Consider the following 26507-nt stretch of genomic DNA (forward strand, 5'->3'; position numbering starts at 1 on the left):
TAAGGATTAGAACAAGGCCTGATCTTTGTCGTACCTGCGTACCATCCAGTTGGCGCCAAGGATAATGATCAGCGTCAGCACGGACTGGTAGAACCCGACGGAGGAAGCCATTCCGAAATCGGCCGTACCCATCAGCGAGCGGAACGCCAGCGTATCAATAATATCCGTCGCATCCATCAGCAGCCCGTTGTTTCCGATCAGCTGATAGAACATATCGAACTCCCCGCGCATGATTCGGCCCAGTCCGAGCAGCAGCAGAATAATCATGGTCGGCTTCAGGAGCGGCAGGGTAATTCTCGTTATTTTCTGAAATTTGGTAGCTCCGTCAATAGTAGCTGCTTCATAGATTTCCTGATCAATACCGACGATGGCCGCCAGATACAGCACACTGCCATAGCCAACCCATTTCCATACATACAGGAACGGCAGAATGAGATACCAGTACCAGGTCGTCGAATAAATATCAATGGCTTCCAGATGGAAGGAGGCGAATATCCGGTTAACGATGCCGTATTCATAATTCAGGAAATTGTAGACAAAGGCCGATACGGTCACCCATGAAATAAAGTACGGCAGAAACATAAATGTCTGGGACAGCTTCTTGAACCATTTCAGCCGGATTTCCGAGATGACGACCGCAGCCAGTATCGAGAAAAAGGTATAGCAGGTTAAAAAGGCAAGATTGTAAATGATTGTGTTACGCGTGACGAGCCAGGCTTTGCCGGACTGGAAAAAGTAGCTGAAGTTGTCCAGCCCTACCCAGGGACTGCCAAAGATTCCGCCCTTTACGGTATAGGACTGGAATGCCATTACAATGCCGGCCATGGGAATATAGGCAAAGATAATAAAATATACCGCGATGGGAGCAAACATCAGATACAGCACCCAGTGGGAGCGTATATCCTTGAACCAGCCCCCTTTCGGTAAGCTCGCCGGCTTTGGCGCCGCCAGTGTTCCCGCACCTGTTTGGGGCCGGGTTTTCATATTCATATTGATCACCTTCCGTCTAGTTTCTGTTAGCCTCTCTCCTCTTTTATTGTAAAAGAGCAGCACCCCTGCCAGTAACGAGCCAAAGCTACGATAACCTTCGAAAACTTAAGCTGGTAAATGATTGTACACGCAAAAAAGCAGCCGGCGGTGTCATGCTCCGCCGGCTGTTTTACTTGGAATATTCAATTTTTCGTTAAAGACCAGTCGTCTATACGCAGCCAGTTGCCAGCATTGGCAACACTATATATGCCAACCTGTGCGCTCCCGTTGGTTACTGCAATATTGGGAATCGTAATCTCGGTCCAGTTGTTCATCGCCGTATTGACCGCTGCATTTTTCTCGGCACCGCCATAGTTTTTGACGAAAATCTGGGCCACCTGCTGCCCTCCGCCGCTTTTGACCCAGGCTTTCAAGGTATAGATGCCGTTAGGCAGGCCTGATATATTCTGATACATGCTGGCACTGTAAGCGGTGTCACTATACTGTGTCATTGAATAACGTCCGGTACGTCCGGGTGAAATGTTGGAATTGGGATCAGAGGTGGTATTTTTCCAGTTGGACCAGCCGGTTAATGTGTTAAGCGTAATCCGGTCAGCCTCGTAGCTCGGATTCATAATGTAATTGTTCCCTGCGGCAACACTCCAGGTTCCTGCTGCGGCATCCAGATTAAATTTGCTCAGAGAGTTCAGCACAGGCTCCGTTCCGTTAAAAGACAATGGCATCCACTGGTTATAGCCGAGCCCGTTGCCTGCAAAGTCACTCCAGCGGTCACCGGCGAACAGGATGGTCGTCCCGGTACTCCCCTGTACATGGACGAAAAAGCCGGTCTGCGACACATGCGAATAGTCCTTTTCCGAATTGGCCATGATCGACTCCGCCGAATACGGCCCGGTTATACTGGTAGACGAAATGACATACGCGTGGGAGGCGTTCCAGCCATGCAGATCCGAGGACGCGATGTAATATCTGCCGTTGTACTTGAACATTGCATTGCCTTCGCGTCCGCCTGAGGTGCTCTGAAACACCTGGGTTGCCGGTTCAATATTCAGATAGTCGGAAGCCCGCAGCTCTGACACATAGGTACGCGACCGCCCGTTGGCATTACTGAAGACCAGGTATGCTTTTCCATTATCATCAACAAAGGTTGACTGGTCTCCGGGAAGATTATTAACTACATTGGTGATGGAAGTCTGGACATGATGGAAGGCAAACGTTCCGGTAGGGGTGCTGCTGGTGGCAAAGGCTACACCGTTGCCCTCAGGTCCGGCGTACTGGGTAATTAACACATACTTTTGCGTATTGGTGTTATAGACAACACCCAGCCGGCCCAGCCAGTCGGGGTCCCAGGTTGTCCTTTCGGCACCGGCAGCTATAACATTTCCGCGGAACGTCCAGTTCACCAGGTCGGTTGAGGAGTAGCAGGTCACCGCAGCAAAGCTGGTATCACTGTTTTTGGCGCTCGGATTGTTATAGTAGGTAACTGCCCCGTTATATTTGACGCCATACCAGTAGTACGTATTGCCCACCTTGAGGATATTGCCCCCCTGCGAATAAATGGGATTACCCGCCGTATCCTTCCAGAATACGTCGTTAGTAATCGTCGCTCCTGCTGCCTTGGCCGGAAGCGGCCCGAAGGCAAATACAGTAACCAGAACAACCAAAGCCCATTGAAACATGATGAACAGCCTGTCCTTTTTCATTTACATACACCCTTCCTCAAATGGATTATGCTGATTCGCACCCATTATATAAGGAAGCCTTTTCCGGGATGTAGTAAGTAAAGCTATGATTTTCTTTTAAAACCTACTGTTTACCCTGCAGAAACGCCGCTGCCTGCTTTTCTGCCTCCGCTTTCACTTTGTCAATGCCTGCAGCTTTCAGCTGACCGGCAAGCCTGACAAAGGCGGTATCCACATCCTCCACTGCTCCAATATAAATAGGCTGGGCGTATTCAATCGAGATGCTTTTCAGATTGGCGATTTCGGTTTTAACGTTTCCCGAATTAAACAGAAAACCCAGATAAGTGGTAGGTTTCAGGTAGCCGTCAATCTGCTCCCTCATCTCCGCATAGCTGTCTGTCCATACAGCCATCGGGGGGAATAATTCCTTATTCACGAACCAGAAGCCTGAGGCATCGGGGGGATAGGTGTTACTCTCGGCGCTCACGCCCTCCGGCAGACCAATTCTGCCGTCACTCTCAATCGTATAGTTCAGCCCTTCAATTCCATAATAAGCCAGATAAGCATAAGATGGCTCCTGCATAATGAGATCAAGGGCCTGCAGCGCCCGCTCGGGATGCCTGGAGTTCGCGCTGATGGCTACCCCGTTATTCAGCCAGGAGGATTGGCTCGTGGTGCCGGACGGATACAGCATGGGGAATGGATACACCTCGATTCCTTTTTCCCTGCAAAGCGTAAAGACCTGTACCAGATCGTTAGAGTTACCGAAGGCTATACCTGATTTACCGTAGCAGAAGTTCTCCTTGGACCTAACCTGATTGGCAAAAGGATTCCTGTTCACGTACCCTTTGTCGTACCAGTCCTTCATGATGCGCGCCGCATTTTTCTGGACACTGAGCATCGGCTCCTCAACCATGGACCAGAGTTCGCCGGAATTACGGTCCATATCGCCGACTATGCCTTGCGCTGACGGATCTCCGGAATCAAAGGGAGCCCCCGGCCAGCCTATCTGTTCTGCCATTAAATAACCGTAAGGCGTCGACAGGTCAAATTGTGAATCCAGGTTAAGGGGGGTCATGTCCGGATAGCTTTTTTTGATTTCTGCCAGATAAGGTTCAATCTCAGAAAAAGCAGTGATTTCCGAAAGCCCCGCCTTAGCCATTATATCCTTGCGGAATAAGGCCAGATTAATCTTGCGCTCCTGTGCAGCCGTAGGGATCATATAGGACTGCCCGTTCACCAGAGTGGCCTGAAACGCTTCCTCCGGCATTAGCGCCATATGACGGGGCATGTAGCTTCGCAGCATCTCCTTACTGAGCGGCATAAATGCTCCTCTAGACGCTTCGGCGGTGTAAAAGGACCAGTCGGCAGCAAAGATAAAATCGATATTCTCTCCGGATTCAAGCAGCAGGGAATACCTGGAGGCAAGCTGGTCCCAGGCGATGTAATTCAGCTCAAGCGTGGCATTGATATCCTGTTTCAGCTTGTCATTGAGCGCACGCAGCACCTCCGGCAATCCCGGCGGCGCTTCGCCGATCAGGTAGCCGGTCAGCTTCACTTCATTTTTGTACGGATTGTCCGAAGCTGCTTCCGGCGCAATTCCCCGTGCCGGCAAATCCCCGTGCCTGAATGCACCGCTCAGCCAGACCAGCAGAACAGCTGCCAGTATCAGCACGGATATGCTGCCGAATATTACCCTCCTCAAATGTGTACCCTCCCATGCTGAAATTGCCCTGCCGTTATATGCTATGCGGAATAGGAGCCGGTGCCGGTTCTGCGGTCAGGCACACGCATGGACACACGGGTCCCGCTTCCCGGAGTGCTCGCAAATGTAATCCCGTACAGTGCCCCATATGACAGTTTAAGCCGTTCTTCAATATTGCGTACCCCGTAACCTCCGCCTTTGCTCCCGCCTCCGCTTTTCTCCCGGAAAATAGCCGACAAGGCTGCTGCGTCCATACCTACTCCATCGTCTGTAATTTCAATGAATATGTCGCCTTTATCGGCTGCGGCAGTGATTCTGATTGTACCTGCTTCGTCCTCCTTTTCCATAATGCCGTGAAGAATGGCATTCTCCACCAGCGGCTGGAGGACGATCTTGGGCAGCTCGCAATCATACAGGTCACGCGGTACCTCAAGCTCCAGGGCAATCCCGTTTCCAAAGCGCATGTTCTGAATCCGTACATATGCCTCTATATGCTGCAGCTCATTCTCCAGCGTTACATACTCTTTTCCGTTACTCAGGCTCAGTTTATAGAACACGGCAAGCTCATCCACGACGCGCTTGATCTCCCGTGAACCCGACTCGATGGCCATTACATTGATTAAATCGAGTGTATTGTACAGAAAATGCGGATTAATCTGCGCCTGCAGCGCATTGAGTTCCTTGTTCTTCACTTCCCTGCCGAGTGAATACGTCTCTTCTATCAGACCGGTCATGTTATTGACCATCATATTAAAGTTATGGGTAAGCTCGCCGATTTCATCTTCACTGGCCGGAAGAGGAGCGAGCTGAAACTTGCCGTTTTTGACCTTGCGGACATGCAGAATCAGCTGTCTGATCCGTCTGGTCGCCGATGCCGACACAAAAAAGGAAAGCGGAAGCATCAGCGGAATGACCAGCAGAAAGATGGATATGATCCGGTTGCGCGCTTTGGTGCTCGACTCCAGAATATCTGTATAGGGTACAATAAGCGCCACCGTCATCGACGTATTCGGAATGTGCTGCACGCCCAGAATATGGCGCTCTCCGTTAAGAGAGTAATTCTCGTCGTAATAGCTGGTCTCCTTCTCGGCTGACAGCAGATTAATCATCTCCTGGACCGGATACTCCAGATTCCGGCCGGAATCCGACCTGCTGATCAGCTGGCCCTGTTCATTGAACAAAATCGCCGAAGTTCCCGGGGTTACAATCGCATGATCCAGAACAGACTGCATCGCATCACCATGCACTCTGGCCCGTACAATACCGTCAAACTCCCTAATGTTATTGGCACTCGGGATTTTGCGCAGGATGGACAGCTCGCCACTGCCTGACTCCGGGTCGATTTCAGCAGAGGGCACCCACATAAAGGCGGCATTTGCAGCCGTGAAGCGCAGCAGCCAGGACGTCTGCATATATTTTCTCATATTCAGGAAATCCGTATTTTCTGTAGCACCGGCCAGTCCGTCCTTCATATAGACCTGAATGGATATAATGTCTTCATTATAACGGAACTGATTGACGAGCCGGGATAGCTGCAGCGCCTCCATATGCCAAAGGTTAACATCATCAAACTGCCGGGAGTCGGCAGAGACACTTGTCTGCAGCAGCGAGTTGAAGGAGATAAAATTGAGCACCTCAGTAATAGCCTGTGATTTGTATTCCAGGTACGATTTTGTTTCATCAAGCATTTTACGTGAGGAGTACACTGCCGCTTCCTTGTTCTCCTGCTGGGTGAGATTTAAATGAATGAACAGAAGCAGCAGAAACGGAATCGCAATAACGAGCAGATAGGTCGCAAAGAGCTTGTAACGGATGCTGAGATTGGAGAACCGGATTCTCTTCTTCATTTCATGACACGCTCCCTGTATTCACTCGGTGTACAGCCCTCACAACGCTTGAAAAAGGTTGTAAAGTAATTGGCGTCTGTAAATCCGAGGTCCAGCGCAATCTCGAGCAGCTTCACGTTTGGCTCACGCAGCCGTTCTTTGGCTTTGTTCATTTTGGTCTCGGTGATGAATTCCTTGACCGTCTGACCACGCTGCTTCTTGAAGAAGGCGCACAAGTAGGTTTCACTCAGCTGGACATGCTCGGCGATATCCCTGATCGTAAACCCTTTTTCATGAAAATGGGAATGGATGAACCGGATGATCTCCCGCATTTTCCTTGCCCCCGCTGCATGCTCCCCGTCCGGCTGTTCCTGAAGCAGGTCCAGGAAAGTAAGGACATACCGCTCCAGACCCTTAAGGCTCGATATGCGGTCCAGCTCCTTCCACATATATCTGCGCTCGGTGTCCTCAGCCGGCTCTGCAACACCTGACTGGGCAGCGCATTCCAGAACCGTCAGCAGGAATTGAAAGTACGTATCCTTCACCCGCAGAATATCCAGATCCATCCGCGAACGGGCATGTTCTGTCCACTGGCGTAAAGTAGTCTTCGCAGCCTCTATCTCTCCTCTTTGCACCTGCCCGCGCATCAGGCGGACCTCCTCGCGGTTCGTATCCAGCGGCTCATGCCTGCCCAGTGCATCTGCAAAGACAAGCTTGGTATGGTCATAATAATATTGCAGCGAGCATGCATCTGCAGCAAGCCTGTAGGCGGCCGGTATATCCAATAATGAGGCAGCCGGTTCGCCAACGCCGATCTTCAGTTCGATTGCCGGTCCGGCAAGCCGCAGCAGAACATCCGCCAGGTTCTCTGCCGCGTCACGCCCCTTCCGGTAGGAGCTACGGTATTCGCCGGGAATAATCAGCACCAGGCGGTTAGCATGATCGAAGCCTGCTATGGCATGCATAGCCAGGATCTGTGCCGCACGGTTGATCGCATCCAGCAGCGAGTCCTGAACCGGATGCGGATCCTCCGGATGGTCGGCGGGATTCCAGAAGAGCTCTGCAGCCAGCACCGTATATGGTCCATGGAGCGGTAACAGGAAGGTTTCACGGCTGCCGAGCGCCGGTCCGACATGAGGGGAATCCGGGCGGGTAATCAGTTTGCGCACCATCTCCTGTCTGAGAAAGGGCAGACTCCTGTCTACCTCTACCTGCAGTTGAAGCTCTTCCGCCTGTTTCCGGTTCTCCTCTGTACACAGCTGAACGGCTGCTTCAACCGCCGCCTGCACCTCTTCGAGGATGATTGGCTTTTCCAGATATGTTAACGCTTTCAAGAAAATAGCCGATTTCAAGTATTCCTTATCCGAGAATCCGCTCAGAAAAATGATCTTGCAGCGCGGATTACGCTCCCTGTAGCGCTTGCTGAAGTCAATACCGTTAAGCTTGGGCATGCGCACATCACAAATGATTATATCCGGTGTCCACTCCGCCGTCAGTTCAAGCGCGGCAAGTCCATTGCGTGCTGCCCTGACCTCGCCGATTCCAAGCTCCTCCCAGGGGATGTAATTCCGCAGCAGCTCCCTGGTTCTGTTTTCATCCTCTACAATTAACAGCCTGATCATATAAACCTCCCTGAGCACGCACCAAACTATGAGCTAGGCTAGTATTATATTACATTTGAGACGTTGTGGATACTTTGAAAATCTGCGATTTACTTTGATTTTAATAAGGCGCTTTATTAGCCCTAATCCCATAATTAAAGAAGCATTAAGATTCATTTAGCCCTGTTCAGATTACATTAAAAATCCAGAAATAACGCGATATGTCCAGAAAAGCAGAGCTAACACATTCTTTGTTTAATTTAGAGCAACTTTTCGGTCATTTAAGCCTTATTTCCGGACCATAGCATCATTTCAGTATTTTACAAACAGAAAGACCGGGCGTATGATTCCTTCAAACCATTGCTGTAAGGGGTAGGGAAAATGACAGAGAATAGAACCTATTATTTCGGAATTCATCCTGATGTGCTGGAGCCGGTGAGCCTTGCGTACTCCAGCTTCGGTGCATTCTGGTATGTGGAAAATAATCAGAGATACATTGTCGGCTACGGGTTTGGTGCAGCGCAGCTTGCTGTGCTCGCTCAATTCAAGGCTTTTTCCGTGCATCTTACTTGTTCGGACAAACAAATTCTTATTGATATTTATAGGAGCATCAGAAATAAACAGCAGGAGCAGGATTGGGAGACCCGCAAGAGATTACCTGTTATGACCGCATTTAAAAACCCATGGAAAAACACGCCTGAGGGCTGGTACGTGCTGCGATCGCGCGAAACCTTTCCCTTGCACTTGTCTATTGTACAAAAAACGAAAGTTTTCGTCTGGCTTGAGCACTCAGCTGTTTGTGAAAATGAAGCTGAATTAACCGCATGTATAACCAGAGCGGAGCAAACCCATAATCTGCAGCGTAAGGTTAAAGGTCTAGACTCATCCGGAGGCATACAATCATGATTAACAACAGGCTGTCACGTATCGAGCTCTTCGCCTTCAGCAGCCGCCCGTCCTTTATGCACCACTCAGAACCCTACGGCTGCTGGTACGGAGTATTAAAGCTCACATGCGGACAACAGATTTGCTACAGCGATTGCGTGCTCTGCGCGGGTGATCATGGGGTTGATTTAATAAAATGGGGCTCTTTTCTGAAGGGAATCTGTCACTGTACAATAGAGGAAGCCGATGATTACGTACGATTGCACGGCCGGGAGTGGAATGCGGATCAGCTTATTTTGCTCAAGACTGCTCTTGACAGTATGTTCATTTCAACCGGACACATTCCTATGAAGTCAGGAGACGGAGCGGACAGTTATCTGAATCCGGCCACTTTAATTACGGAAGCCGTTTCCTATTATTCGCTCCTCTCCTGATAAAAGGTACAATTCATACATTCTCTAAGGAGGGCTTAATAAAATGAAGAAACTTCTTTTTCTTATCTCTGTTTGCTTTCTTTTCATTGGATGCTCAAATGACAATGTTAACAGTAGCAATCATTTGTCCAATAGCGATCCGGTGACTTGGCTAACCATTGATGGAAACAAATACTATTATACAACTACTTATGACAGTATGGATGAGACCACACTGGTTGATACGGGAAACGTAACTGATAGTGAAGACGGGATTCAACTTGGTCTTAACATCTACAAAAGTAATCTTTTCGAAGACCGTTATTTCATAAAAAGCCAAGACTATGAAAAAGCATGGCGGGAATATAAATTACGCGATTAATCCGCATTCCGTCTATACACACGCACCGCAAACAGATAGGCAACAATCAGGATTCCGGTACACCACGCCAGAGCGGCCCATATGTCAGTGCCTACCGGCTGGTCAGACAGCAGGTTGCGGATGGCTTCGACAATCGGGGTCACCGGCTGATTTTCAGCAAATACACGCACAGCTTTGGGCATCGAACCGGTCGGTACAAAGGCTGAGCTGATGAAGGGCAGAAAGATTAGCGGATAGGAAAATGCGCTTGCGCCTTCCACGGTTTTGGCGGATAATCCGGCGATGGCTGCGACCCAGGTCAAGGCCAGCGTAAACAGCACAAGTATACCTGCTACAGCCAGCCAGGCCAAAATTCCTGCCGGAGAGCGGAAGCCCATAAGAAGGGCAACGAGGATGATGACGGCAATTGAAAGGATGTTGGATACCACCGAGGTCAGTACATGTCCCCACAGCACGGCGGAACGAGCAATCGGCATAGAGTTGAACCGTTCGATAATGCCGCGCTGCTTATCTATGAACAGCCTGTAGGCAACGTATGCCACACCGCTGGCAATCGCCATAAGCAGGATTCCAGGCAGCAGGTAGTTAACATAATTATCGGCCCCTGTTTCTATAGCACCGCCAAATACATAGACGAACAACAGCATCATGGCAATCGGAGTAATACAAACGGTGAGAATAGTGTCCATACTGCGGACAATATGGCGCATCGAACGGCCAAGCATCACACTCATGTCGCTGAAAAAATGGTTTTTTGCCGTCTCCATCAGATAGCCTCCTTGTTTCCTGTAATTGCGAGGAAGATTTCCTCTAAGGTCGGCTGCTTCTCAACATATTCAACCTTGGCAGCCGGAAAACGCTTCTTCAGCTCAGCCAGTGTACCGCCCGCGATAATCCGGCCCTCATGCAAAATGGAGATTTTGTCGGCAAGCTGCTCTGCTTCCTCAAGATATTGGGTAGTCAGGAACACTGTGGTACCGCCGGCAGCAAGCTCTCTTACGATCTTCCAGACCTCCATCCGGGCCTCGGGGTCAAGACCGGTGGTTGGCTCATCCAGAAAAATAATCTGCGGTTTCCCCACAAGACTGAGTGCAATATCCAGCCTGCGGCGCATACCGCCCGAATAGGCAGACGGCTTGCGGTCCGCAGCGTCCGTTAAGCCAAATCGTCTCAGCAAATCCTCCGCCGCTTGACGCGGCTGCTCCAGATGCCGCAGCCTGGCGATCATAATCAGATTTTCCCGGCCGGTCAGCATCTCGTCTACGGCGGCAAATTGCCCGGTCAGACTGATTGCCTGCCGCACCTTCCCGGGATTTGACATCACGTCGAAGCCGTTAACGGATGCAGTGCCCCCATCTTGTCTGAGCAGCGTTGAAAGAATTCTGACTATCGTCGTCTTGCCTGCGCCGTTACTGCCGAGCAGGGCAAAGATCTCACCCCGCTCCACTTCAAAATCGACTCCTTTTAACACCTCCGTGTTCTTAAAGGATTTACGCAGACCCTGCACTTGAATTGCTTTTCCCATCCTGGTATCCCCCTTCACTTCAGTTTACCCGTTGCCTTGTTCATGGCCTTGGCTGTCTTTTGGTCAACCGCCTCCTGATAAAGATCAGCGTACGTTTTGGAATCCTTGATCAGCTCGTCGCAGAACGCCGCGACATCTTTGCCGGTCACTTCAAGCACGCCTTTTCCCAGAGAAGCACCTTCTTCAAACAGATCAACAATTCCCGAGAGCAGCTCTGTTCCCTCACCCATGTCCACCGGACCGACTTTAAAGAGATACTTTTGCATCTCTTTATATACAATCTGGTAATCCTGCGGAAGTGCCTTAACACGCGCCACATGCGCCTTCCACTCTTTTCTGCCCTCGATCATATCCCGTATACTCATGTGAACCCCTCCTATTTGCCTAATTTTTTGGCTATGTTATTGTTAAGCTGCTCACGCCACTTGTCACGGTAAGACTTTGCCCCTTCTTCGCCGGCCAGCGCTGAGCAGAAGCCCTTGATGTCATCACCCAAAACCTCACCGATGCTCTGGCCGTCAGCCGCCGATGTTTCCAGCAGGCCAAGCACACCGTCAAAGATCGGCATGAGATTACGGCCGGTGAAATCGGAGTGTGCCCATAGATGCTCCTTGATGGCTGCCCAGGCCGCCTGGTAATCCGCAGGGAGCTCATTTACCCGTAATTCAAAGGCTTTGAATTCTTTAGTCATATCCCTGCCGGTCATCTTTTCCCACAAATTCATTCTGCTCTCTCCTTTAACTCGCTCATTTTTGATGATACGAAGGCCCATTTGTCCCAAAACCTTTGCAGCTCCTCACGCCCTGCAGCATTAATGGCGAAAAACTTCCGCGGCGGCCCCAGCTCGGAGGGCTTCTTGGTGGTCTCCACCAGCTTATTTTTTTCAAGCCGGACCAGGATCGTGTACACCGTTCCCTCCACAACATCCGCGAAGCCGAGGGCATTCAGCTGCCGTGTGATTTCGTAGCCATAGGTATCCTTGCGGCTTATAATTTCCAGGACACAGCCCTCAAGCACGCCTTTGAGCATTTCTGTCAGGTTATCCAATGCAATCATCCTTTACTATTCTGTATGACTGGTATGCAGTATTACTTAGTACTACTATAAAGTATCACTAAGTAGCGAGGATGTCAATAGCCAGCCCCCTAAAAATAGAAAACCCGCGCTATGCGCGGGTTCTTAAGGAACTATGTTCATGTCCTATGACATTCTTAGTTATGAGGAAGCCGCTCAAAATAAAACTAGGCGCTCTGGCTCGGTTTCTTGCGGATGCTTGTAAGTTCAAAAGCCTCTTTGGGAATCCCCATCTCCTGCGCCCTCTTCTTTTTGATCACCATGGCTTGCTGCAGGCTGGTAGCCTGAAATTCAATTGTGGTGCCGCGCGGATCCTCAAATGCATAGTAACTTTTTTTATTGGACATTCACTCCGGGCCTCCTGATCCTTTACACGAATCATTTTTTTGGTAAATCACCCTGATAGTGTGTGCCTCAACCTGAGGAACTATGCGTATATCTTCAGCAAAGTGCTTGAGCATTTGAGGCTGCTATTGCCGCTCTCCAGCCCCTGCTTGCTGTAATGTCCGCCGCCTGTTCAATGGCATACGCTTCGCACAGAAATCCGGATACGTGCCGTCCATCCGCCAGCTCGATCTTGCCGATACCCAGCGGAGCCGGTATCATGTCCGTAAATAGTCCAAAGGACGCCGCAGGCATACTCCACAGCTCCAATGCTATCGGAGCTCCGGCTTGAGGCACACGGATAAGCCCAGGCTTGGCGGGTGTAGTTGGAAGCATAAACAACTGATATAACGGTGCGGTTTGTGCTTCCTCCAGAAACTCGGCTCCCAGGCCAAGCATTTGCCGTTCCAGCGGCATGCCGCGCATATGAAGCCCGCAGACAGCGACTGTGATGTCATCCGGCTGGCTGGAGAGCAGGCGGGCCGCCGCTCCAAGATTCGCTTCCTCCTCAGGCACTGTAAACAGTGTTATGCCGAAAGGCAGCTTCTCCTCCGCCTCACCTGCCGGAACAGAAACGGCACTCAGATCAAGCAGATTGCAATGATTAGTGTAGAGTCCCATCTTGCTGTTGGTTATAACCGGATCAGCAGTCACCTGCCCGCGTGTCCAGGTTCCGCCCGCTGTCGGCAGCACCAGCACCGCACCTTTAAGCATGCTGTGGACCAGACTGCGGATCTCGGCAATCCGGTGCTGTGAGCGGAACAGCGAAGCTGCGGTAAAGTCCGGCTTCGCGCCGGACCGGAGAATACGTCCCGTGACTGGCAGGGCAGCACCCGGATGATCTTCAACAAACGCCTCCAAATCCGCCCATCTTTCAGCGACCCACGGCCCTTCATAGAGCTGTGCTGCCGCTTCCTGCAGGAGGCTGATATCCGTTTCCTGTACGTTCAGGCCGGAGTTCAGCAATTTTTGCTTGGCATGCTCCCAGGCCTGCTGATAGGCGGCGGCATAGGGTCCAAAGAACTCCAGCGGCCCGGACGGAATCAGCCATACCTCAGGAGTTACCGCTCGCCCAAGCGGACGGTCAGCAGAATAAGGATCGGACGGAAGGTGTCCGCGCACATGCCGGTCAACAGCCTCTGCATCTTCCATCGAATGAGCGAACACGGTAACGCAATCCAGACTGCGGCAGGCCGGGATGACGCCCGCAGAAGGCCAGGCGCCGACGGCTGGCTTGTAGCCGACCAGTCCGTTCAGCGCTGCCGGAATTCTGCCTGATCCGGCTGTATCGGTGCCCAGTGCGAACGCAGCCTGGCCAAGCGCAACAGCTACGGCCGAGCCTGAGCTGGAGCCGCCGCTGATCAGCTCGGGCCTGAGCGCATTATGTGTAGCTCCGTAAGGGCTTCTCGTGCCAACGAGCCCTGTGGCAAACTGGTCCAGATTGGTTTTCCCCACCGGGATGGCTCCCGCCGCAACAAGCCGTTCCACCACAGCTGCATGCTGCTCCGGCTCATAGGCATAATCCGGGCAGCCGGCCGTCACCGGCCAGCCCGCTACCTCAATATTGTCCTTAACCGCGAAGGGAATTCCCCATAAAGGGAATTGCTGCGGGTCCAGCTCCTGCAGACGATCCAGATACGGCTGGAGCCGCTCCAGCGAAGGCGGCAAGATCCAGACTGCTTTATCCTCATCTCTTTTTGAGCGTTCAACGATGACGGAGATAACCTCTGATAAAGTGAAACGGCCGCTCCGGTAGCCCTTTTGCAGAGCACCGATGGTTAACTGTATGGGTATATTAGTCATACTCATGATGCCGCCTCCTCTTGTTCCGGATAGATGGCCGCGATAAGATCTCCTGCACGGACCTGGTCCCCCGGCGATACAAATACATTTGCAATAATACCGGCAAACGGAGCTGTCTGAGGGAACTCCATTTTCATACTTTCTTCTATTATAATAGTCTCGCCCTTCTGCACCCGCTGACCCGGTTCGGCGATCACCTTCCACACGCTTCCCGGCATCAGACTGTTAATACCGGCGCTGCCTTCTGGAAGCACATTAACATCCGTACCGGCCGCCGCTTCTGCTTCAGCAAGGTGCTCTGCGATCCCCAGCTCCTTCCACAGCTCCCGCTCCTGCTGGAAGGCAGACTGCTGCGAGCTGCGGAATTCCGCTGCTTCCTGTTCAATGGAATCAAGCCAAGTGAGGTATTGGCCCAGATTAAACGTCGTCTCTTCCACTTCAACCGTATAGGCTCCGCGCGGGAAGTCTTCCCGCATCTGCAGCAGCTCAGCCTCTGATACGGGATAGAAGGTAATCTGATCGAAAAAGCGCAGCAGCCAAGGCTTGCCGGGTTCGAAATTCGCGGTTTCCCTGAACTTGTTCCACATTTGAACCGTCCGTCCGACAAACTGATAGCCGCCCGGCCCTTCCATGCCGTATACACAGAGATAAGCGCCGCCGATCCCGACCGCGTTCTCGGGAGTCCATGTGCGGGCAGGGTTGTATTTGGTTGTGACCAGCCGATGACGCGGGTCAAGCGGCACAGCTACGGGCGCACCCAGGTATACATCTCCGAGGCCCATAACGAGATAAGAAGCATTAAACACAACCTCCGCAACCTCGTCGATCGATTCAAGGCCATTCATCCGGCGGATGAATTCCAGATTGCTCGGACACCAGGGAGCATCCGGTCTGACGTTCTGCTGGTAACGTTCAATCGCCAGCCGTGTGGCGGGGTCATCCCAGGATAAGGGAAGCTTCACTTTGCGCGATGGCACCTCAATGGTGTCCAGCGATGGTAACTCCAGGTCGATATCAAGAACAATCGCTGCTGCTTCCTTCACCGTAATCTGCGTCCGGTCCAGATGGATCTGCAGGGAACGGATGCCCGGGGTCATCTCAATATACGGAATTCTGCCATTGTCCTTAACGGCCTGCATCAGCACGTAAACCTGGAACCGGTAGAGCAAATCCAGCTCACGGTCCCCGTATTCCACGAGAATATTCTCGTCTCCGGAACAGCGTATGGCTATTTTGAAGCGTCGCCCCTGTTCCTCAAAGGCAAGCAGCGGCATATATTGCCCGCTCGATTGTTCCGGCAGCGCTGGAATCTTAAGCTCTCCGCTTCCGCTTTGTTCTTCCCCAAGCTCCTTCAAAAAGAGTTCCTGTTCAAGCCTAAGCTGCTCGGCCTCCTCTACAGTGATCAGCTTGAACCGGACCTTATCCCCCGGACGCAGCTGGCCGATCTTCCACAGCTCTGCGGAAGCCGTGGTCACCGGGCAGACAAAGCCGCCCAGACTCGGGCCGTCGGGACCGAGCAATATCGGCATATCGCCGGTTAAATCCAGCGCCCCGATTGCATAAGCGTTGTCGTGGATGTTGGAGGGATGCAGCCCCGCGTCCCCTCCGTCCTCCCTGGCCCAAAGCGGAGCCGGGCCGATGAGCCTCACTCCCGTGCGGGAGCTGTTGAAATGTACCTCCCAGACGGTTCCGGTCAGCTGCTCCAGGTAGGCCGGCAGCAGATACTCCTCTGTGCAATGCGGTCCGGGGATGACGCCGATAGCCCATTCCCGGCAAATATCCGGCTGCGACACTTCAGGAAGCGGCCGTACCTGTTCCTGGCGGTTCAGCGGAGCGCCAGGGTTAACCCGGAGCACGCTGCCCGGGCGCAGGGCCCCGCCGCCGTAACCTCCGAAGCCGCCCAGCGTAAAGGTCGAGGCGCTGCCAAGCGTCAGCGGCATATCGAAGCCGCCGGCGACGAGCAGGTAGCTGCGCATACCGAGTGCAGACTCGCCGAGTGTCAGCACAGCTCCGGCAGAAGCCTGCAGCGGTGTGTAGGGCGCAACCGGCGTGCCGTCCAGCCGGGCATCCATATCTGCCCCGGCCAGGACAAACCGGATGTCTCCGCGGAACCGGTAGCTTCCGCCGCGGAGCGTCATCTCAAGCCCGGCTGCCTGCTCACTGTTCCCGAGCAGCCGGTTCCCCATCCGGAACGCCAGCGTATCCATCGGGCCGGACGGCGGGACCCCGATGTCCCAGTAGCCGGTCCGTCCGGGGTAATCCTGCACCGTGGTCTGAACGCCGCCGTCCAGAACCTCTATCGCCCGTTCAGCAGGACTATAGCCGCCTAGCATATTCGTAAATACCCGGCCGCCGCAGAAATCATCCGTTCCGAGGAAGGCTGCGATATAGGCCTGGTTGGTTGTTATCCCGTACACACGCAGCTGCTCCAGGCTGGCAATCATAGCCTGGATAGCTTCGCTGCGGGTATCCGCATGCACGATCAGCTTCGCCAGCATCGGATCATACAGGGTGGTTACCTGCAGTCCCGGCTGAATCCAGGTCTCTACCCGTGTGCCCTCCGGCCATACAACACCGTCGATCCGGCCGTCACTGGGCCTGAAATCATGATGGCAATCCTCCGCATACAGCCGCACCTGCAGGCTGTGCCCCTGCGGCTTGTTCACTCTTTCCTGCAGCCGCCCAATCACGCCAGCGGCCTCCAGCACCATCCATTCCACAAGGTCCACTCCGAAGACTTCCTCTGTAATACCGTGCTCCACCTGCAGCCGGGTATTAACCTCGAGGAAATAGTAGAGGCCTGTAGCTGAATCATATAGAAACTCTACGGTTCCGGCGTTACGGTATTTGGCTTCCGCTGCCAGCTTCCTGGCACTCTCGTGCATCGAACGGCGGGTCTCCTCCGCCAGCAGCGGAGCAGGCGTTTCTTCAATAATCTTCTGGTTCCGGCGCTGGACCGAGCAATCCCGTTCACCGAGTGCGACCGCATTGCCGGCGCCGTCACCGAAAATCTGCACCTCGATATGCCGGGCACGGGCGATATATTTTTCCAGGAAAACACCACCGTCATTGAAATTTTCCGCTGCAAGTCTGGTCACGGAATCAAAGGCTTCTACTAATGCCTCTTCACCGGAACAGATCCGCATCCCTATTCCTCCCCCGCCGGCTGTACTCTTCAGCATAACCGGATAGCCGATTTCAGCAGCCTTCCTTACAGCTTCCTCCAGATTGCTGATCAATCCGGTTCCGGGAAGCAGCGGGACACCCGCCTGCTCTGCGATCGCTCTGGCCGTATGCTTCAAGCCGAACAGCCTGATGTTCTCCGGGTCAGGCCCGATAAAGGCAATCCCGTTCTCTCTGCACGCTTCGGCAAATGCAACATTCTCGCTAAGGAAACCGTAACCGGGATGAATCGCATCCACGCCTGCTTCCAGAGCTTTGCTCAGAATTAGCTCCGCATTCAGATAGCTCGTTTTGGCCGGACCTTCACCAATAAGCAGGGCTTCATCTGCCTGCTCCACATGCAGGCTGTCGCGGTCCGTCTCCGTATATACGGCTACAGAAGCGATCCCCATTTTTCGGAGCGTCCGGATGATCCGTACGGCAATGACGCCGCGGTTAGCAATCAGCACCTTTTTAAACATGGCCCTCTCCTCCTTTGCTATCCCAGATCAGCACCTGTGCCGGGGTCGGATTGTAGGCATTGCACGGATTGTTAAGCTGCGGACAATTGCTGATCAGCACCGTGACCGGAGCCAAAGCTGTCATCTCCACATATCGTCCCGGGCCAGAAATGCCATCGGCAAAAGTCAGCTCCCCCTCCGGGGTTACCGGCACGTTCATAAAGAAGTTCACGTTCGGAGCGAGATCACGTTTGGAATATCCGCTGCGGCTGGACAGCATAAGCATGAACGTATCCCGGCAGTTATGCATCGGCAGCGTATCATGCGAATAACGTACGGTGTTGCTCTGGGCAGAGCAGGCTCCTCCGATGGTATCGTGCCGGCCGCATGTATCTGCTGTAATTTTCATAAGCCCGCGTCCCGATTCGGTCAGTAAGACAGAACCCGTCGTCAGGTAGAGATTCCGCTGATTGGCAATGGTCCGGATCGCGCTGTAATGGTCGCCCGGATCTTCTGCGGAGTATAACAGGGTGTCCACAGCCTGATTCCCCTCCAGATCCACAATCCGCAATATCTGGCCCGGCAGCAGGTCATGCAGCCAGCCTTCACCTGCAGGAATCGTCTTGTCATAAACAGCATCATCTGGATTAAGCACGCTTAATGCCGGTTCAAAAGAATAGGTTGTCATTACAGATTCGCCCCTCTCAGCAAGGTATGTACATTCCAGGTGTTCTCAAAGGCTCTCCGGTTCTCGGGACAATGGGTAACACAGACATCATCCTCCTTGACAGCTTCAGCATCCGTCACCTCAATGAGGATAGACGAAACCGGATAGTCAGAACCCGGGTCCAGCGGATTCGGTGTATTGGAGCACACGAGCAGGATATCGGTTTCTGTTCGGAGTGTCACTGACCGGCCAGCCGCCGGCTGCTCTACATAATGCATAGAGCCGTCAAGCTCGCAGACCACCTTTGAGAAAAAGTTAACCGGAGGCATCAAGTCTCGCGGCAGCAATTGGTTACGGTAGAGCTCTACAATCAGATTTTCCTCGCCGCTGCGGTACCAGTCATTCCGCTGCTTCTGATAGCTGGTCAGTCCGTATTTCCCGTCAGTAGCCTGCCTGGTCGAATACCCGCCTAAAGGATCATGCCAGCCTACCGAATCCCGGATTATAGAGGCAAGCACCTTTCCCTGATCACTCATCAGAATATTACCTTTTGTCAAAAAAGCGGTATGCTGTGCCTTGAGCGTATCCGGCATGTTATAGCGTTCTGCAGGCTGCCATGCATCGAACAGAAGTGTTGACAGATTTGCACGGTCACTGCTTGCAGTCAGCGTGATTGATTTCCCTTTGGCAATACGGCCGGACCACTTCCCCCCGGCTTGAATGATGAATGTAAGCATGACGACTCCTCCTTGAATATGAAAATATAAAAAAGCCCGGGAGAAGCTTCAAAGCAATCGCTTTGAAAGTTCTCCCGGGCTTTTATCCCGCCGTGGACACCGGCCTGACAGCCTCCGGTGCGTCTTCTCTCGGACCAGCCGGATGCGAACATCCCGGAACCCTAGAAGACATTTTGTATTCGGTTTTGATGTTACAAACTCTAACACAACGAAAAGCTCAAGGCAACAAAAAAATTAAAAATTGCAGCACTTTTTGCGATTTACTTATTGTATATGTCAGGTTTATAGTTAAAATAGAACGTAAGTTCCTATTTACAGCTTTAAAAAAAGCTTGTTATAGTCATCTCATTCAAAAACAGTGTCAGCTGTCATGACATTCGGTTTATAATCGGGAACTAGAGGGAGCTGGAGAGCATATGAAAAATACAATAACGCTTAAGAGAGATTTATCCCTGTCACATGTCGTTACTATGGGACTTGCGTGGATGTCGCCGATGATTTTTTTCACCAGCTTCGGGGTGCTGCATGATAGTTCAGGAGGCATGCTCCTTGCAGCCTACGCTCTGGCCTTTATCGCCATTCTGTTCACCGCAGCCAGCTACGGCCAGATGGCCCGGGCTTTTCCGGTATCAGGCTCGGCCTACACGTACGTCTCCAAGGCAATGAATCCGTTTCTCGGCTTCCTGGTCGGCTGGGCGATCCTGCTCGATTATTTATTTTCCTGCATCGTTGCTGTCCTTATGTTTGGCGTCAATCTGAATGCCCAATTCCCGGCCGTTCCTTCTTCGGTTTGGATCATACTGCTGACGTTAATTGTGATGATCATAAATGTGATCGGCATTAAGCCGCTGGCCAATATCAGCAAGCTTTTCGTATTTATGCAAATCTTGTTTATCGCCGGCTTCTGCGGGCTGCTGGTCTATAAAGCGCTGGAGGGCGGTATTACTGCAGATTTAAATCCTCTGGCTGCCCAGGAAGGTGTCCCCTTCTCCGCCATTTTGGCCGGAGCCTCACTCGTATGCTTTTCGTTTCTCGGCTTTGATTCTATTACGACCATGGCAGAGGAAACAAAAGACCCGAGGAAAACGATCCCCCGGGCCATCCTGTTAATTGTCCTGTCTGCTGGCGTAATGTATTTTGTTACAGCTTATCTGATCCAGCTGACCGCTCCCGGCTTCTCCTATGTTAATGTGGATTCTGCCGGATATGAGCTGATGCAGAATCTCGGAGGCAGCCTGCTGGCCGGTATATTCACCTTTGTTATTATTTTCTCCATCCTGTCACAAGGGCTCTCCTCCATGACTACCGTCACACGGCTGCTGTTCGTCATGGGCCGGACCTCGCTGCTGCCGCAAAGGTTCGCCTCCGTCCACCCCAAATTCCGCACCCCTGTTTTTAACATCGTGCTTATGAGCATTGTCTCCTTATCTGCGCTCTTTATCAGCCTGGAGACCGCCATCAAGTTTGTCAGCTTCGGCGCTCTGACAGCATTCCTGTTCGTCAATCTGTCCGTCATTGCCCATTACATGATCCGCCAGAAGCAGCGCTCGCCCCGGGATATCCTCTTCCGGTTCATCTGCCCGCTGTCCGGTGCAGGCTTTGTCCTCTATCTGATTGCCCTGCTGGATTCCGCTTCGTTAATGCTCGGAGCCGGCTGGTTAGCTGCAGGTCTTGTATATTATGGAATCCGCAAATTCGTCTCCAGCAGCAAGGAGAGTCCGGCCCATGTTGTAACAGAGAGTTAAGCTGCGGATTTTTACACAGAAAAGAACCACCCGGCCTGAAATGACCGGATGGCTAATCATAGGGTTTAACGTTTATTGCGTCTCAAGACTGCCGGTTTACTTTATAGCATTATAGATAACCTGCACTGCCTGAGCCCGGGTAGTACTTTCCTTAGGAGCCAGCTTATTCCCGTCTCCGGTAATCACTCCGGCTTCCACTAATGCTCTCATGGATTCTGCTGCATAACCTGATACAGCTGCTGTATCAGCAAAGTTCTCGTAGCTCTGGCCGGTCTTGCCGGATGGCAGTTCACCCAGATGCTTCAGAATATTATAGAAAATAACGGACATGTCCTGCCGGCTGATCACGGCTTCCGGCTTGAACTGGTTATCTCCGGTACCGGAAACCAATCCTAATTGCTTGGCCGTACCCACATATGGCGAGTAGTATTTGTTCCCTGCATCAGCGAAATTGACGGGAACTGCGGAATCTGCTTCGATCCCGTAAGCGTTCATAATCATCATCAGGAAATCAGCCCGTGTCACCTTGCTCTCAGGGGCAAAGACACTTCCGCCTGTGCCGTTCGCGATCCCTCTGGCTGCCATATAACCGACTGCATCACTGTACCAGTGACCTGAGCTGACATCGCTGAATTTCACTTCGTTATATCCCGCTGCATATTGCGACAAATGGGTGGTCTGAAGATTTACCCTCCCGTTTGATGCATCATAACCTCCCCTGACGGGCTTGAGGCTGCCAGCCGGGTCAATGTAGTAGGCGACAATTGCATTTGTCTGCTCGCCTGTACGCGGAGTATAAGGCAGACTGATCTTTACCTTTCCGCCGTTAAATTGTGTAATTTCGGCATTGCCTGCTTTCACAGAGAAATCATATACCGCCCTGTCCCCGATCACGCTCCGGACATTCTCCGGCAGTCCTGATCCAGCAAGCTTGGTAATGCTGATTTCGCTGTCCGCTGCCGCACTGCCCATGGCCGTTACCGATTTATGGTCAAAGGTGATGGCGGCAAGTCCTGCTTCGACCTTTAAATCCGCTGTAGTGCTGTCAGCCAGCAGTTTGAGCGCTTCCTTCGGAACGGATAATTGTACAGCCTGTACATTTGCTGCGCTATCCAGCCTGATCTCAACTGCTGCGCTTTGTCCGGCCGCTTCAGACTGCTTCACTTTTTGCAGCAGACCGCCCATCACGCTTGTATCAAGCTTGGCTGTTGATACCCCTTTAACCGCATCTGCTGCCGTCTTGATAATGACACTGTAGACCATTGTGTTGTCAATGACAGAAGCAGTAGGCTCAGCTGCCGGAGTACCGCTTACTGCCGGAGTACTGCTGTCCCCCGGAGCGCTCCCCGGAATGCTTCCCGGAGAAGGATTAACCGGTTCTGTAGGCGGAACCTGCGTGCCTGGATCTGTTCCCGGATTTGTAGGTGGAACCTGTGTACCCGGATCTGTACCTGGATCTGTCGGAGGAACCTCAGTGCCCGGATCTGTACCTGGATCTGTCGGAGGAACCTCAGTACCCGGATCTGTACCCGGCTGCTCTGTTCCCGGCTCTTCACTGTTTTTTATCAGCACAAAATCGTCATAAGAGCCCCAATCCCCGGCTTTTGCATCCAGGGAGACGCCTATTTTCAGCGTTCCGCCCGTGACCTTGATATTTTCTACAACGGCCTGATTCCATTTATTCCAGCCCTTATTCGCAAAGCTGGCCGTTAACGGCGCTTGATCACCGCTCACAGCATATAACTGATTCTTCACTTCATCTCCGGCGCCCTGCGACCAGGCCGACAACGTGTAGGTTCCATCCGTTAAACCTGTAAGCTCCTGATAGGCCTCAAAGGTGAACGCGCTATCCTTCCAGAATCCAAGCGACTTTTCACCGGTATAACCGGTCCCGGCCGTCAACGGAGTGGTATCCGGAATGGTCCAGCCTTCAGGGGTGCCGTCTTCCTTAACATTCTCAAAGCCGGGATTGATCACCGTAATATACTCAGTGTTATCCTTCTCTTGCAGCTCAAAATGGTCAAGGTTACCCCATTGTCCGTCGGAAAGCTTATAATGCGCTCCGACCGTCAGCGTCCCATCTGTAACTTCAATGTCATTAATGACAGGCTTACTCCATTTTTGCCAGCCTGTATTGGTAAAGCTCTGCACGGCATCGCCGGCAAAAATCTCCGAAATCTCTTCGCCGCCGCCGCCGGAGACCCAGGCTGATAAGGTATAGACTCCGTTCTCCAGTCCCGTGATGGTCTGGGATACAGTAAATTCAGCAGGTGTTGGACTGTAATAGTGCAATGCCGACGAACCGGAATACACGTCCTTATCGATCGTTACTGCACTTTCATCCCCTGTAAGGTTCCACGAAGCCAATCCGTCCTCAAAACCGGGATTTTGAACCAGGCTTGTGCTCGGGATAACAGTAACTTCGCTGGTGGCTGTAAATCCGCCGTCATAGGTAACTGCTGTTACCGTCGCCGTTCCGGGAGAGATTCCGGAGAGCGTTCCTTTGTAAAGATCCACTTTGACAATATCAGGCTGAGAGCTGGTAAATTTCACGCCCTTGTAGGTAGCATTCTCAGGGCTGAGGATTGCCGATAATTTACCATTCCCGCCGACCTCAATCACCGTTTTAGGCTGATCCAGCGTAAGGGATTGAACCGGATAACGGTTAATTTCTACAGCACCGTCGATAAATGCATCCATCGCAATGGTTGGGCTGCCGTCTTTATTCCATGCAGATAACGGATAGTCAAACATAATCCCTGTCGGTTCCCAATAGAATATACCGGTTCCCTTCTGGTTTGGAACAGCATGCAGTTTATTCTGCGCCGCTACAAGCATATTGTGAACGCTGTCAACATCCTCTGAGACATTGCCCCCGACTTCGACAATCATAACTTCCTTACCGTAATTTTGCTCCAGCTTATTCATATTCTCGCTTAATTCATCAATGGAAGAGGTAAAGGTAGCCTCTGGATAATAAGATAATCCGATGATATCGTAATCACTATCCTTAAGACCAGCAGCTACAAGACCGGCATAAAAAGGATCTACGCCCGCTTCTGCTCCATTTGCCCTATGAATAATCACTTTGATGTCCGGAAAAACAGCTTTGGCTGCACTTGACCCTGCCTGAATCAGCTGGACCAGGTTGGAAACATTACTGTAGCTCCCCAGCGGATGCAGCATACCGTTATTGATCTCATTGCCGATTTGCACCCACTCCGGGGTAACCCCCGCCTCTTGCAGCGCTTTCATAACATCGGTAGTATATTCCGATACATGGACCTTTAATTGCTCCAGATCAGCGTCAGCCCATGCCGCAGGCGTGACCTGCTTCCCCGGGTCCGCCCAGCTGTCGCTGTAGTGGAAATCAATCATCACCCGGAAACCGAGAGCGCTTACACGTGATGCCAAAGCAACAACTTCTTCTGTACTGTTATGACCGTTTGAAGGATGGTCTGAAGGATTAACCCAGGCTCTGATCCGGATGGAATCAATTCCATGATCCTTCAGAATGTACAGAAGATCCTGTTCTTCCCCGTTATCATTATAAAATTTATACCCAAGCGCCTCTAATTGCGGCAGCCAGCTGATATCTGCACCTTTGGCGAAGGATCCGGGTGCAGCGGAAGCTTCTGCTTTTCCGGGTAAACCGGTGAATACCGTTGACAGCACCATTGAAATGAAGAGAATGATTGCCAGAACCTTTTTTCTGTTTTTCACATAACAACCTCCCCGAATGTGGTAATGCCTGCAGCATACGGATAACGCTCACCTATGTACGATAGCGACCCGGTTCTGCTTGTATATAAAAGGCTGCGCCAAAGCCGAACTTTGGCGCAGCCCCGAAGCACTGATCTTACTTTGCTTGAGCTGCCAGGAAGGCATCTACCTGAGCCTGCATTTCAGCCTGAACCTTGTCAATGCCAGCCGATTTCAGCTGTTTGATCAGATCTGCCTGACCTTTTGCAAGGTCATCGATCAAACCGTATTCCAGCGGAATCGCATAACGCAGCATGACATTACCGATATTCGCTACTTCATTTTTCACTTTTGCGGTATCAAATACAAACGTTTCAAGCGGGAAATGGTAGACATTTGCCTGCCATGCATTGAACATGTCGTCAGCTTCCTTAGGATAAGCGGCATCCTGACGGTTCAGCGGGGAATTCCAGCCCCAGTTCGAGAACCCGGTGTAGTTGGCAGCTGCAGGACCTGCAGAGAACTTATCGTCGCCTTCCGGATTGTAGTGAGTTCCGGCAATTCCGTACATGGTCAGGTCATGAATTTCCTTGTCATTCTGCAGCAGATCGATCAGCATCAGGGCACGTTCCGGATTCTCCGAGGTTGCATGGATGGACATACCGTTCTGTGTCGCGATTGCAGCAATTTTCTTTTTGTCAGGTGTCAGGTCAGCGATTCCCAGCTCCACATCGGGTTTATCGCGGCGCATTTCGGACAGGTTGGCACCAACGGTACCCAGGTTGTGGGCATAGGAAGAAACCTTGCCTGCTTTGATATCCTGCCATACATCGTTTTTGTTGCTGACTACGTTCTTGGACCATGCGCCGTTGTCGGCCAGATCTTTATAGTATTCAAGCAGGGAAGTAAACTCAGGGGTATCGTAGATGTTGAAGATTTGGCCTGTAGCATCATCAAGCTTGTAAGCCAGCGGCAGCAGGTTGGCATCTACCAGATTGAAATTGTTGTTCTGCTCCAGCAGGATCTGGTCCAGCTCATGGAACTTCCAGCCGTCAGCAGGTTTTGCTCCGAATGCTGTAACGCCCTGCTCATCCTTAGCAACCGTTTTCAAATAATTGGCGTAGCTTTCAGGACTGTTGATTTCCGGAAGATTGTATTTCTTGCGCAGATCTTCACGGTATAATACCACTTTATCTGTTACTTCCACGTTATTGTTCGGAACCATAAAGATCTTGCCGTCTACCTTGGCTTGTTCCCAGTTTACCTTCGGCATAGCAGCCCAGGTCTGCGGCATGTACTTGGAAAGCATATCTTCCGTTAACTCCATGAATCCGCCCTTGAGCGCCTGGTCGTTATAGAAGGCCCAGTTCGCTGTGTACACCAGGTCGAAATCCTCATTGGCCGCAAATTTCAGCGGATACTTCTGCGTCCAGTCCGACCAGTCCAAGAATTCTGTTTCTACAGTAGCATTGATCTTCTCTTTCAATTTGGTATTCAATTCTCCGAATACCTTGTCATAGTCGCCAGGCTGTCCGCCGACCAGGATCATCTTCAGCTTAACCTCTTTGGAAGTATCAGGAGCGCCGGAATCGGTCGCTGTATTGGCAGCATTCGCTCCGCTGTTTGTTGCTTCCCCACCAGTGTTGGCGGCATTATTGCCGCCACCGCATGCACTGAGGATGGTTCCCAGTGTCATCATTGTTGCCAGTGTAACAGTAAGTTTCTTTTTCTTGTTCATCATGACAGGTGTTTCCCCCTAATGAAGT

The 26507-nt window shown here is 51.9% G+C and carries 21 protein-coding genes and 1 riboswitch; of the genes, 4 read left to right on the forward strand and 17 right to left on the reverse strand.

Going from position 1 to position 26507, the window contains the following annotated elements; translation table 11 throughout:
• Positions 1-6 precede the first annotated feature (6 nt).
• From AWJ19_RS25790 to AWJ19_RS25810, 5 genes are all read right to left on the reverse strand, one after another.
• Complete coding sequence (locus AWJ19_RS25790) at positions 7-873, reverse strand: ABC transporter permease subunit (RefSeq protein ID WP_241781899.1); 867 nt, start codon at positions 871-873, stop codon at positions 7-9.
• A 299-nt stretch (positions 874-1172) separates the two neighbouring features.
• Complete coding sequence (locus tag AWJ19_RS25795; RefSeq protein WP_068728101.1) at positions 1173-2690, reverse strand: family 43 glycosylhydrolase; 1518 nt, start codon at positions 2688-2690, stop codon at positions 1173-1175.
• Positions 2691-2793: 103 nt separating this feature from the next.
• Positions 2794-4374: an ABC transporter substrate-binding protein gene (locus tag AWJ19_RS25800; RefSeq protein WP_068728102.1), complete on the reverse strand. Its 1581-nt coding sequence runs from the start codon at positions 4372-4374 to the stop codon at positions 2794-2796.
• 41 nt (positions 4375-4415) lie between these two features.
• Positions 4416-6221 carry a sensor histidine kinase gene (locus AWJ19_RS25805; RefSeq protein WP_068728103.1) on the reverse strand — a complete coding sequence of 602 codons (1806 nt, stop codon included), beginning with the start codon at positions 6219-6221 and terminating at the stop codon, positions 4416-4418.
• Positions 6218-7822, reverse strand: coding sequence for a response regulator (locus AWJ19_RS25810; protein ID WP_241781889.1), 1605 nt, complete (start codon positions 7820-7822; stop codon positions 6218-6220). The genes AWJ19_RS25805 and AWJ19_RS25810 overlap by 4 nt, the downstream gene beginning before the upstream one ends.
• A 360-nt stretch (positions 7823-8182) precedes the next feature.
• On the opposite strand from AWJ19_RS25810, the gene AWJ19_RS25815 reads away from it, so the two are divergent.
• The 3 genes from AWJ19_RS25815 to AWJ19_RS25825 are packed head-to-tail and all read left to right on the forward strand — an operon-like array spanning position 8183 to position 9481.
• The gene (locus AWJ19_RS25815) at positions 8183-8707 is read left to right on the forward strand and encodes a hypothetical protein (protein WP_068728104.1); all 525 of its coding nucleotides are present in this window, start codon (positions 8183-8185) and stop codon (positions 8705-8707) included.
• Positions 8704-9120: a hypothetical protein gene (locus AWJ19_RS25820; protein WP_068728105.1), complete on the forward strand. Its 417-nt coding sequence runs from the start codon at positions 8704-8706 to the stop codon at positions 9118-9120. Before AWJ19_RS25815 ends, AWJ19_RS25820 begins: the two co-directional genes overlap by 4 nt.
• 43 nt (positions 9121-9163) lie before the next feature.
• Entirely contained in the window at positions 9164-9481 is a 318-nt protein-coding gene (locus AWJ19_RS25825; RefSeq protein WP_068728106.1) for a hypothetical protein, read from the forward strand.
• On the opposite strand, the gene AWJ19_RS25830 is transcribed toward AWJ19_RS25825, so the two are convergent.
• The 10 genes from AWJ19_RS25830 to AWJ19_RS25875 all read right to left on the reverse strand — a co-directional run bounded on the left by AWJ19_RS25830 (position 9478) and on the right by AWJ19_RS25875 (position 19294).
• The gene (locus AWJ19_RS25830) at positions 9478-10248 is read right to left on the reverse strand and encodes an ABC transporter permease (protein WP_068728107.1); all 771 of its coding nucleotides are present in this window, start codon (positions 10246-10248) and stop codon (positions 9478-9480) included. The two genes, AWJ19_RS25825 and AWJ19_RS25830, sit on opposite strands and share 4 nt — an antisense overlap.
• Positions 10248-11006, reverse strand: a complete 759-nt coding sequence (locus tag AWJ19_RS25835) for an ATP-binding cassette domain-containing protein (protein WP_068728108.1) — start codon at positions 11004-11006, stop codon at positions 10248-10250. The genes AWJ19_RS25830 and AWJ19_RS25835 overlap by 1 nt, the downstream gene beginning before the upstream one ends.
• Before the next feature lie 14 nt (positions 11007-11020).
• On the reverse strand, positions 11021-11371 hold the full coding sequence (locus AWJ19_RS25840) for a DUF1048 domain-containing protein (protein ID WP_068728109.1): 351 nt from the start codon (positions 11369-11371) through the stop codon (positions 11021-11023).
• A gap of 11 nt (positions 11372-11382) precedes the next feature.
• Positions 11383-11730: a DUF1048 domain-containing protein gene (locus AWJ19_RS25845; RefSeq protein ID WP_068728110.1), complete on the reverse strand. Its 348-nt coding sequence runs from the start codon at positions 11728-11730 to the stop codon at positions 11383-11385.
• Complete coding sequence (locus AWJ19_RS25850) at positions 11727-12035, reverse strand: PadR family transcriptional regulator (RefSeq protein ID WP_269322741.1); 309 nt, start codon at positions 12033-12035, stop codon at positions 11727-11729. Before AWJ19_RS25850 ends, AWJ19_RS25845 begins: the two co-directional genes overlap by 4 nt.
• Positions 12036-12247: 212 nt before the next feature.
• The gene (locus AWJ19_RS25855; RefSeq protein ID WP_068728112.1) at positions 12248-12427 is read right to left on the reverse strand and encodes a hypothetical protein; all 180 of its coding nucleotides are present in this window, start codon (positions 12425-12427) and stop codon (positions 12248-12250) included.
• A 94-nt stretch (positions 12428-12521) separates the two neighbouring features.
• On the reverse strand, positions 12522-14273 hold the full coding sequence (gene atzF / locus AWJ19_RS25860) for an allophanate hydrolase (RefSeq protein ID WP_068728113.1): 1752 nt from the start codon (positions 14271-14273) through the stop codon (positions 12522-12524).
• Positions 14270-17911: an urea carboxylase gene (gene uca, locus AWJ19_RS25865; RefSeq protein WP_068728114.1), complete on the reverse strand. Its 3642-nt coding sequence runs from the start codon at positions 17909-17911 to the stop codon at positions 14270-14272. The genes atzF and uca overlap by 4 nt, the downstream gene beginning before the upstream one ends.
• Complete coding sequence (locus tag AWJ19_RS25870; protein ID WP_068728115.1) at positions 17904-18578, reverse strand: urea amidolyase associated protein UAAP2; 675 nt, start codon at positions 18576-18578, stop codon at positions 17904-17906. Before AWJ19_RS25870 ends, uca begins: the two co-directional genes overlap by 8 nt.
• Entirely contained in the window at positions 18578-19294 is a 717-nt protein-coding gene (locus AWJ19_RS25875; protein WP_068728116.1) for an urea amidolyase associated protein UAAP1, read from the reverse strand. Before AWJ19_RS25875 ends, AWJ19_RS25870 begins: the two co-directional genes overlap by 1 nt.
• Positions 19295-19363: 69 nt before the next feature.
• Positions 19364-19470: riboswitch (guanidine-I (ykkC/yxkD leader) on the reverse strand.
• A gap of 240 nt (positions 19471-19710) precedes the next feature.
• Here AWJ19_RS25875 and AWJ19_RS25880 point away from each other — a divergent pair.
• Positions 19711-21039, forward strand: a complete 1329-nt coding sequence (locus tag AWJ19_RS25880) for an APC family permease (RefSeq protein WP_068728117.1) — start codon at positions 19711-19713, stop codon at positions 21037-21039.
• A gap of 96 nt (positions 21040-21135) precedes the next feature.
• Here AWJ19_RS25880 and AWJ19_RS25885 read toward each other — a convergent pair whose 3' ends face one another.
• Together AWJ19_RS25885 and AWJ19_RS25890 are read right to left on the reverse strand one after the other, a co-directional pair.
• Positions 21136-24762: a glycosyl hydrolase 53 family protein gene (locus tag AWJ19_RS25885; protein ID WP_068728118.1), complete on the reverse strand. Its 3627-nt coding sequence runs from the start codon at positions 24760-24762 to the stop codon at positions 21136-21138.
• 136 nt (positions 24763-24898) lie between these two features.
• Positions 24899-26482 (reverse strand): DUF3502 domain-containing protein, encoded by a 1584-nt coding sequence (locus AWJ19_RS25890; RefSeq protein WP_198536641.1) that lies wholly within the window; start codon positions 26480-26482, stop codon positions 24899-24901.
• Positions 26483-26507: the final 25 nt, after the last annotated feature.

Source organism: Paenibacillus sp. DMB5, assembly GCF_001517085.1.
GTDB lineage: Bacteria > Bacillota > Bacilli > Paenibacillales > Paenibacillaceae > Paenibacillus_AQ.

Coding starts and splice junctions, on each gene's coding strand:
- AWJ19_RS25845 (WP_068728110.1), bottom strand. CDS start 11,730: ATGAATTTGTGGGAAAAGATGACCGGCAGGGATATGACTAAAGAATTC.
- uca (WP_068728114.1), bottom strand. CDS start 17,911: ATGTTTAAAAAGGTGCTGATTGCTAACCGCGGCGTCATTGCCGTACGG.
- AWJ19_RS25835 (WP_068728108.1), bottom strand. CDS start 11,006: ATGGGAAAAGCAATTCAAGTGCAGGGTCTGCGTAAATCCTTTAAGAAC.
- AWJ19_RS25890 (WP_198536641.1), bottom strand. CDS start 26,482: ATGATGAACAAGAAAAAGAAACTTACTGTTACACTGGCAACAATGATG.
- AWJ19_RS25815 (WP_068728104.1), top strand. CDS start 8,183: ATGACAGAGAATAGAACCTATTATTTCGGAATTCATCCTGATGTGCTG.
- AWJ19_RS25830 (WP_068728107.1), bottom strand. CDS start 10,248: ATGGAGACGGCAAAAAACCATTTTTTCAGCGACATGAGTGTGATGCTT.
- AWJ19_RS25795 (WP_068728101.1), bottom strand. CDS start 2,690: ATGAAAAAGGACAGGCTGTTCATCATGTTTCAATGGGCTTTGGTTGTT.
- AWJ19_RS25855 (WP_068728112.1), bottom strand. CDS start 12,427: ATGTCCAATAAAAAAAGTTACTATGCATTTGAGGATCCGCGCGGCACC.
- AWJ19_RS25870 (WP_068728115.1), bottom strand. CDS start 18,578: ATGACAACCTATTCTTTTGAACCGGCATTAAGCGTGCTTAATCCAGAT.
- AWJ19_RS25790 (WP_241781899.1), bottom strand. CDS start 873: ATGTTTGCTCCCATCGCGGTATATTTTATTATCTTTGCCTATATTCCC.
- AWJ19_RS25840 (WP_068728109.1), bottom strand. CDS start 11,371: ATGAGTATACGGGATATGATCGAGGGCAGAAAAGAGTGGAAGGCGCAT.
- AWJ19_RS25820 (WP_068728105.1), top strand. CDS start 8,704: ATGATTAACAACAGGCTGTCACGTATCGAGCTCTTCGCCTTCAGCAGC.
- AWJ19_RS25850 (WP_269322741.1), bottom strand. CDS start 12,035: ATGCTCAAAGGCGTGCTTGAGGGCTGTGTCCTGGAAATTATAAGCCGC.
- AWJ19_RS25810 (WP_241781889.1), bottom strand. CDS start 7,822: ATGATCAGGCTGTTAATTGTAGAGGATGAAAACAGAACCAGGGAGCTG.
- AWJ19_RS25825 (WP_068728106.1), top strand. CDS start 9,164: ATGAAGAAACTTCTTTTTCTTATCTCTGTTTGCTTTCTTTTCATTGGA.
- AWJ19_RS25880 (WP_068728117.1), top strand. CDS start 19,711: ATGAAAAATACAATAACGCTTAAGAGAGATTTATCCCTGTCACATGTC.
- atzF (WP_068728113.1), bottom strand. CDS start 14,273: ATGAGTATGACTAATATACCCATACAGTTAACCATCGGTGCTCTGCAA.
- AWJ19_RS25805 (WP_068728103.1), bottom strand. CDS start 6,221: ATGAAGAAGAGAATCCGGTTCTCCAATCTCAGCATCCGTTACAAGCTC.
- AWJ19_RS25875 (WP_068728116.1), bottom strand. CDS start 19,294: ATGCTTACATTCATCATTCAAGCCGGGGGGAAGTGGTCCGGCCGTATT.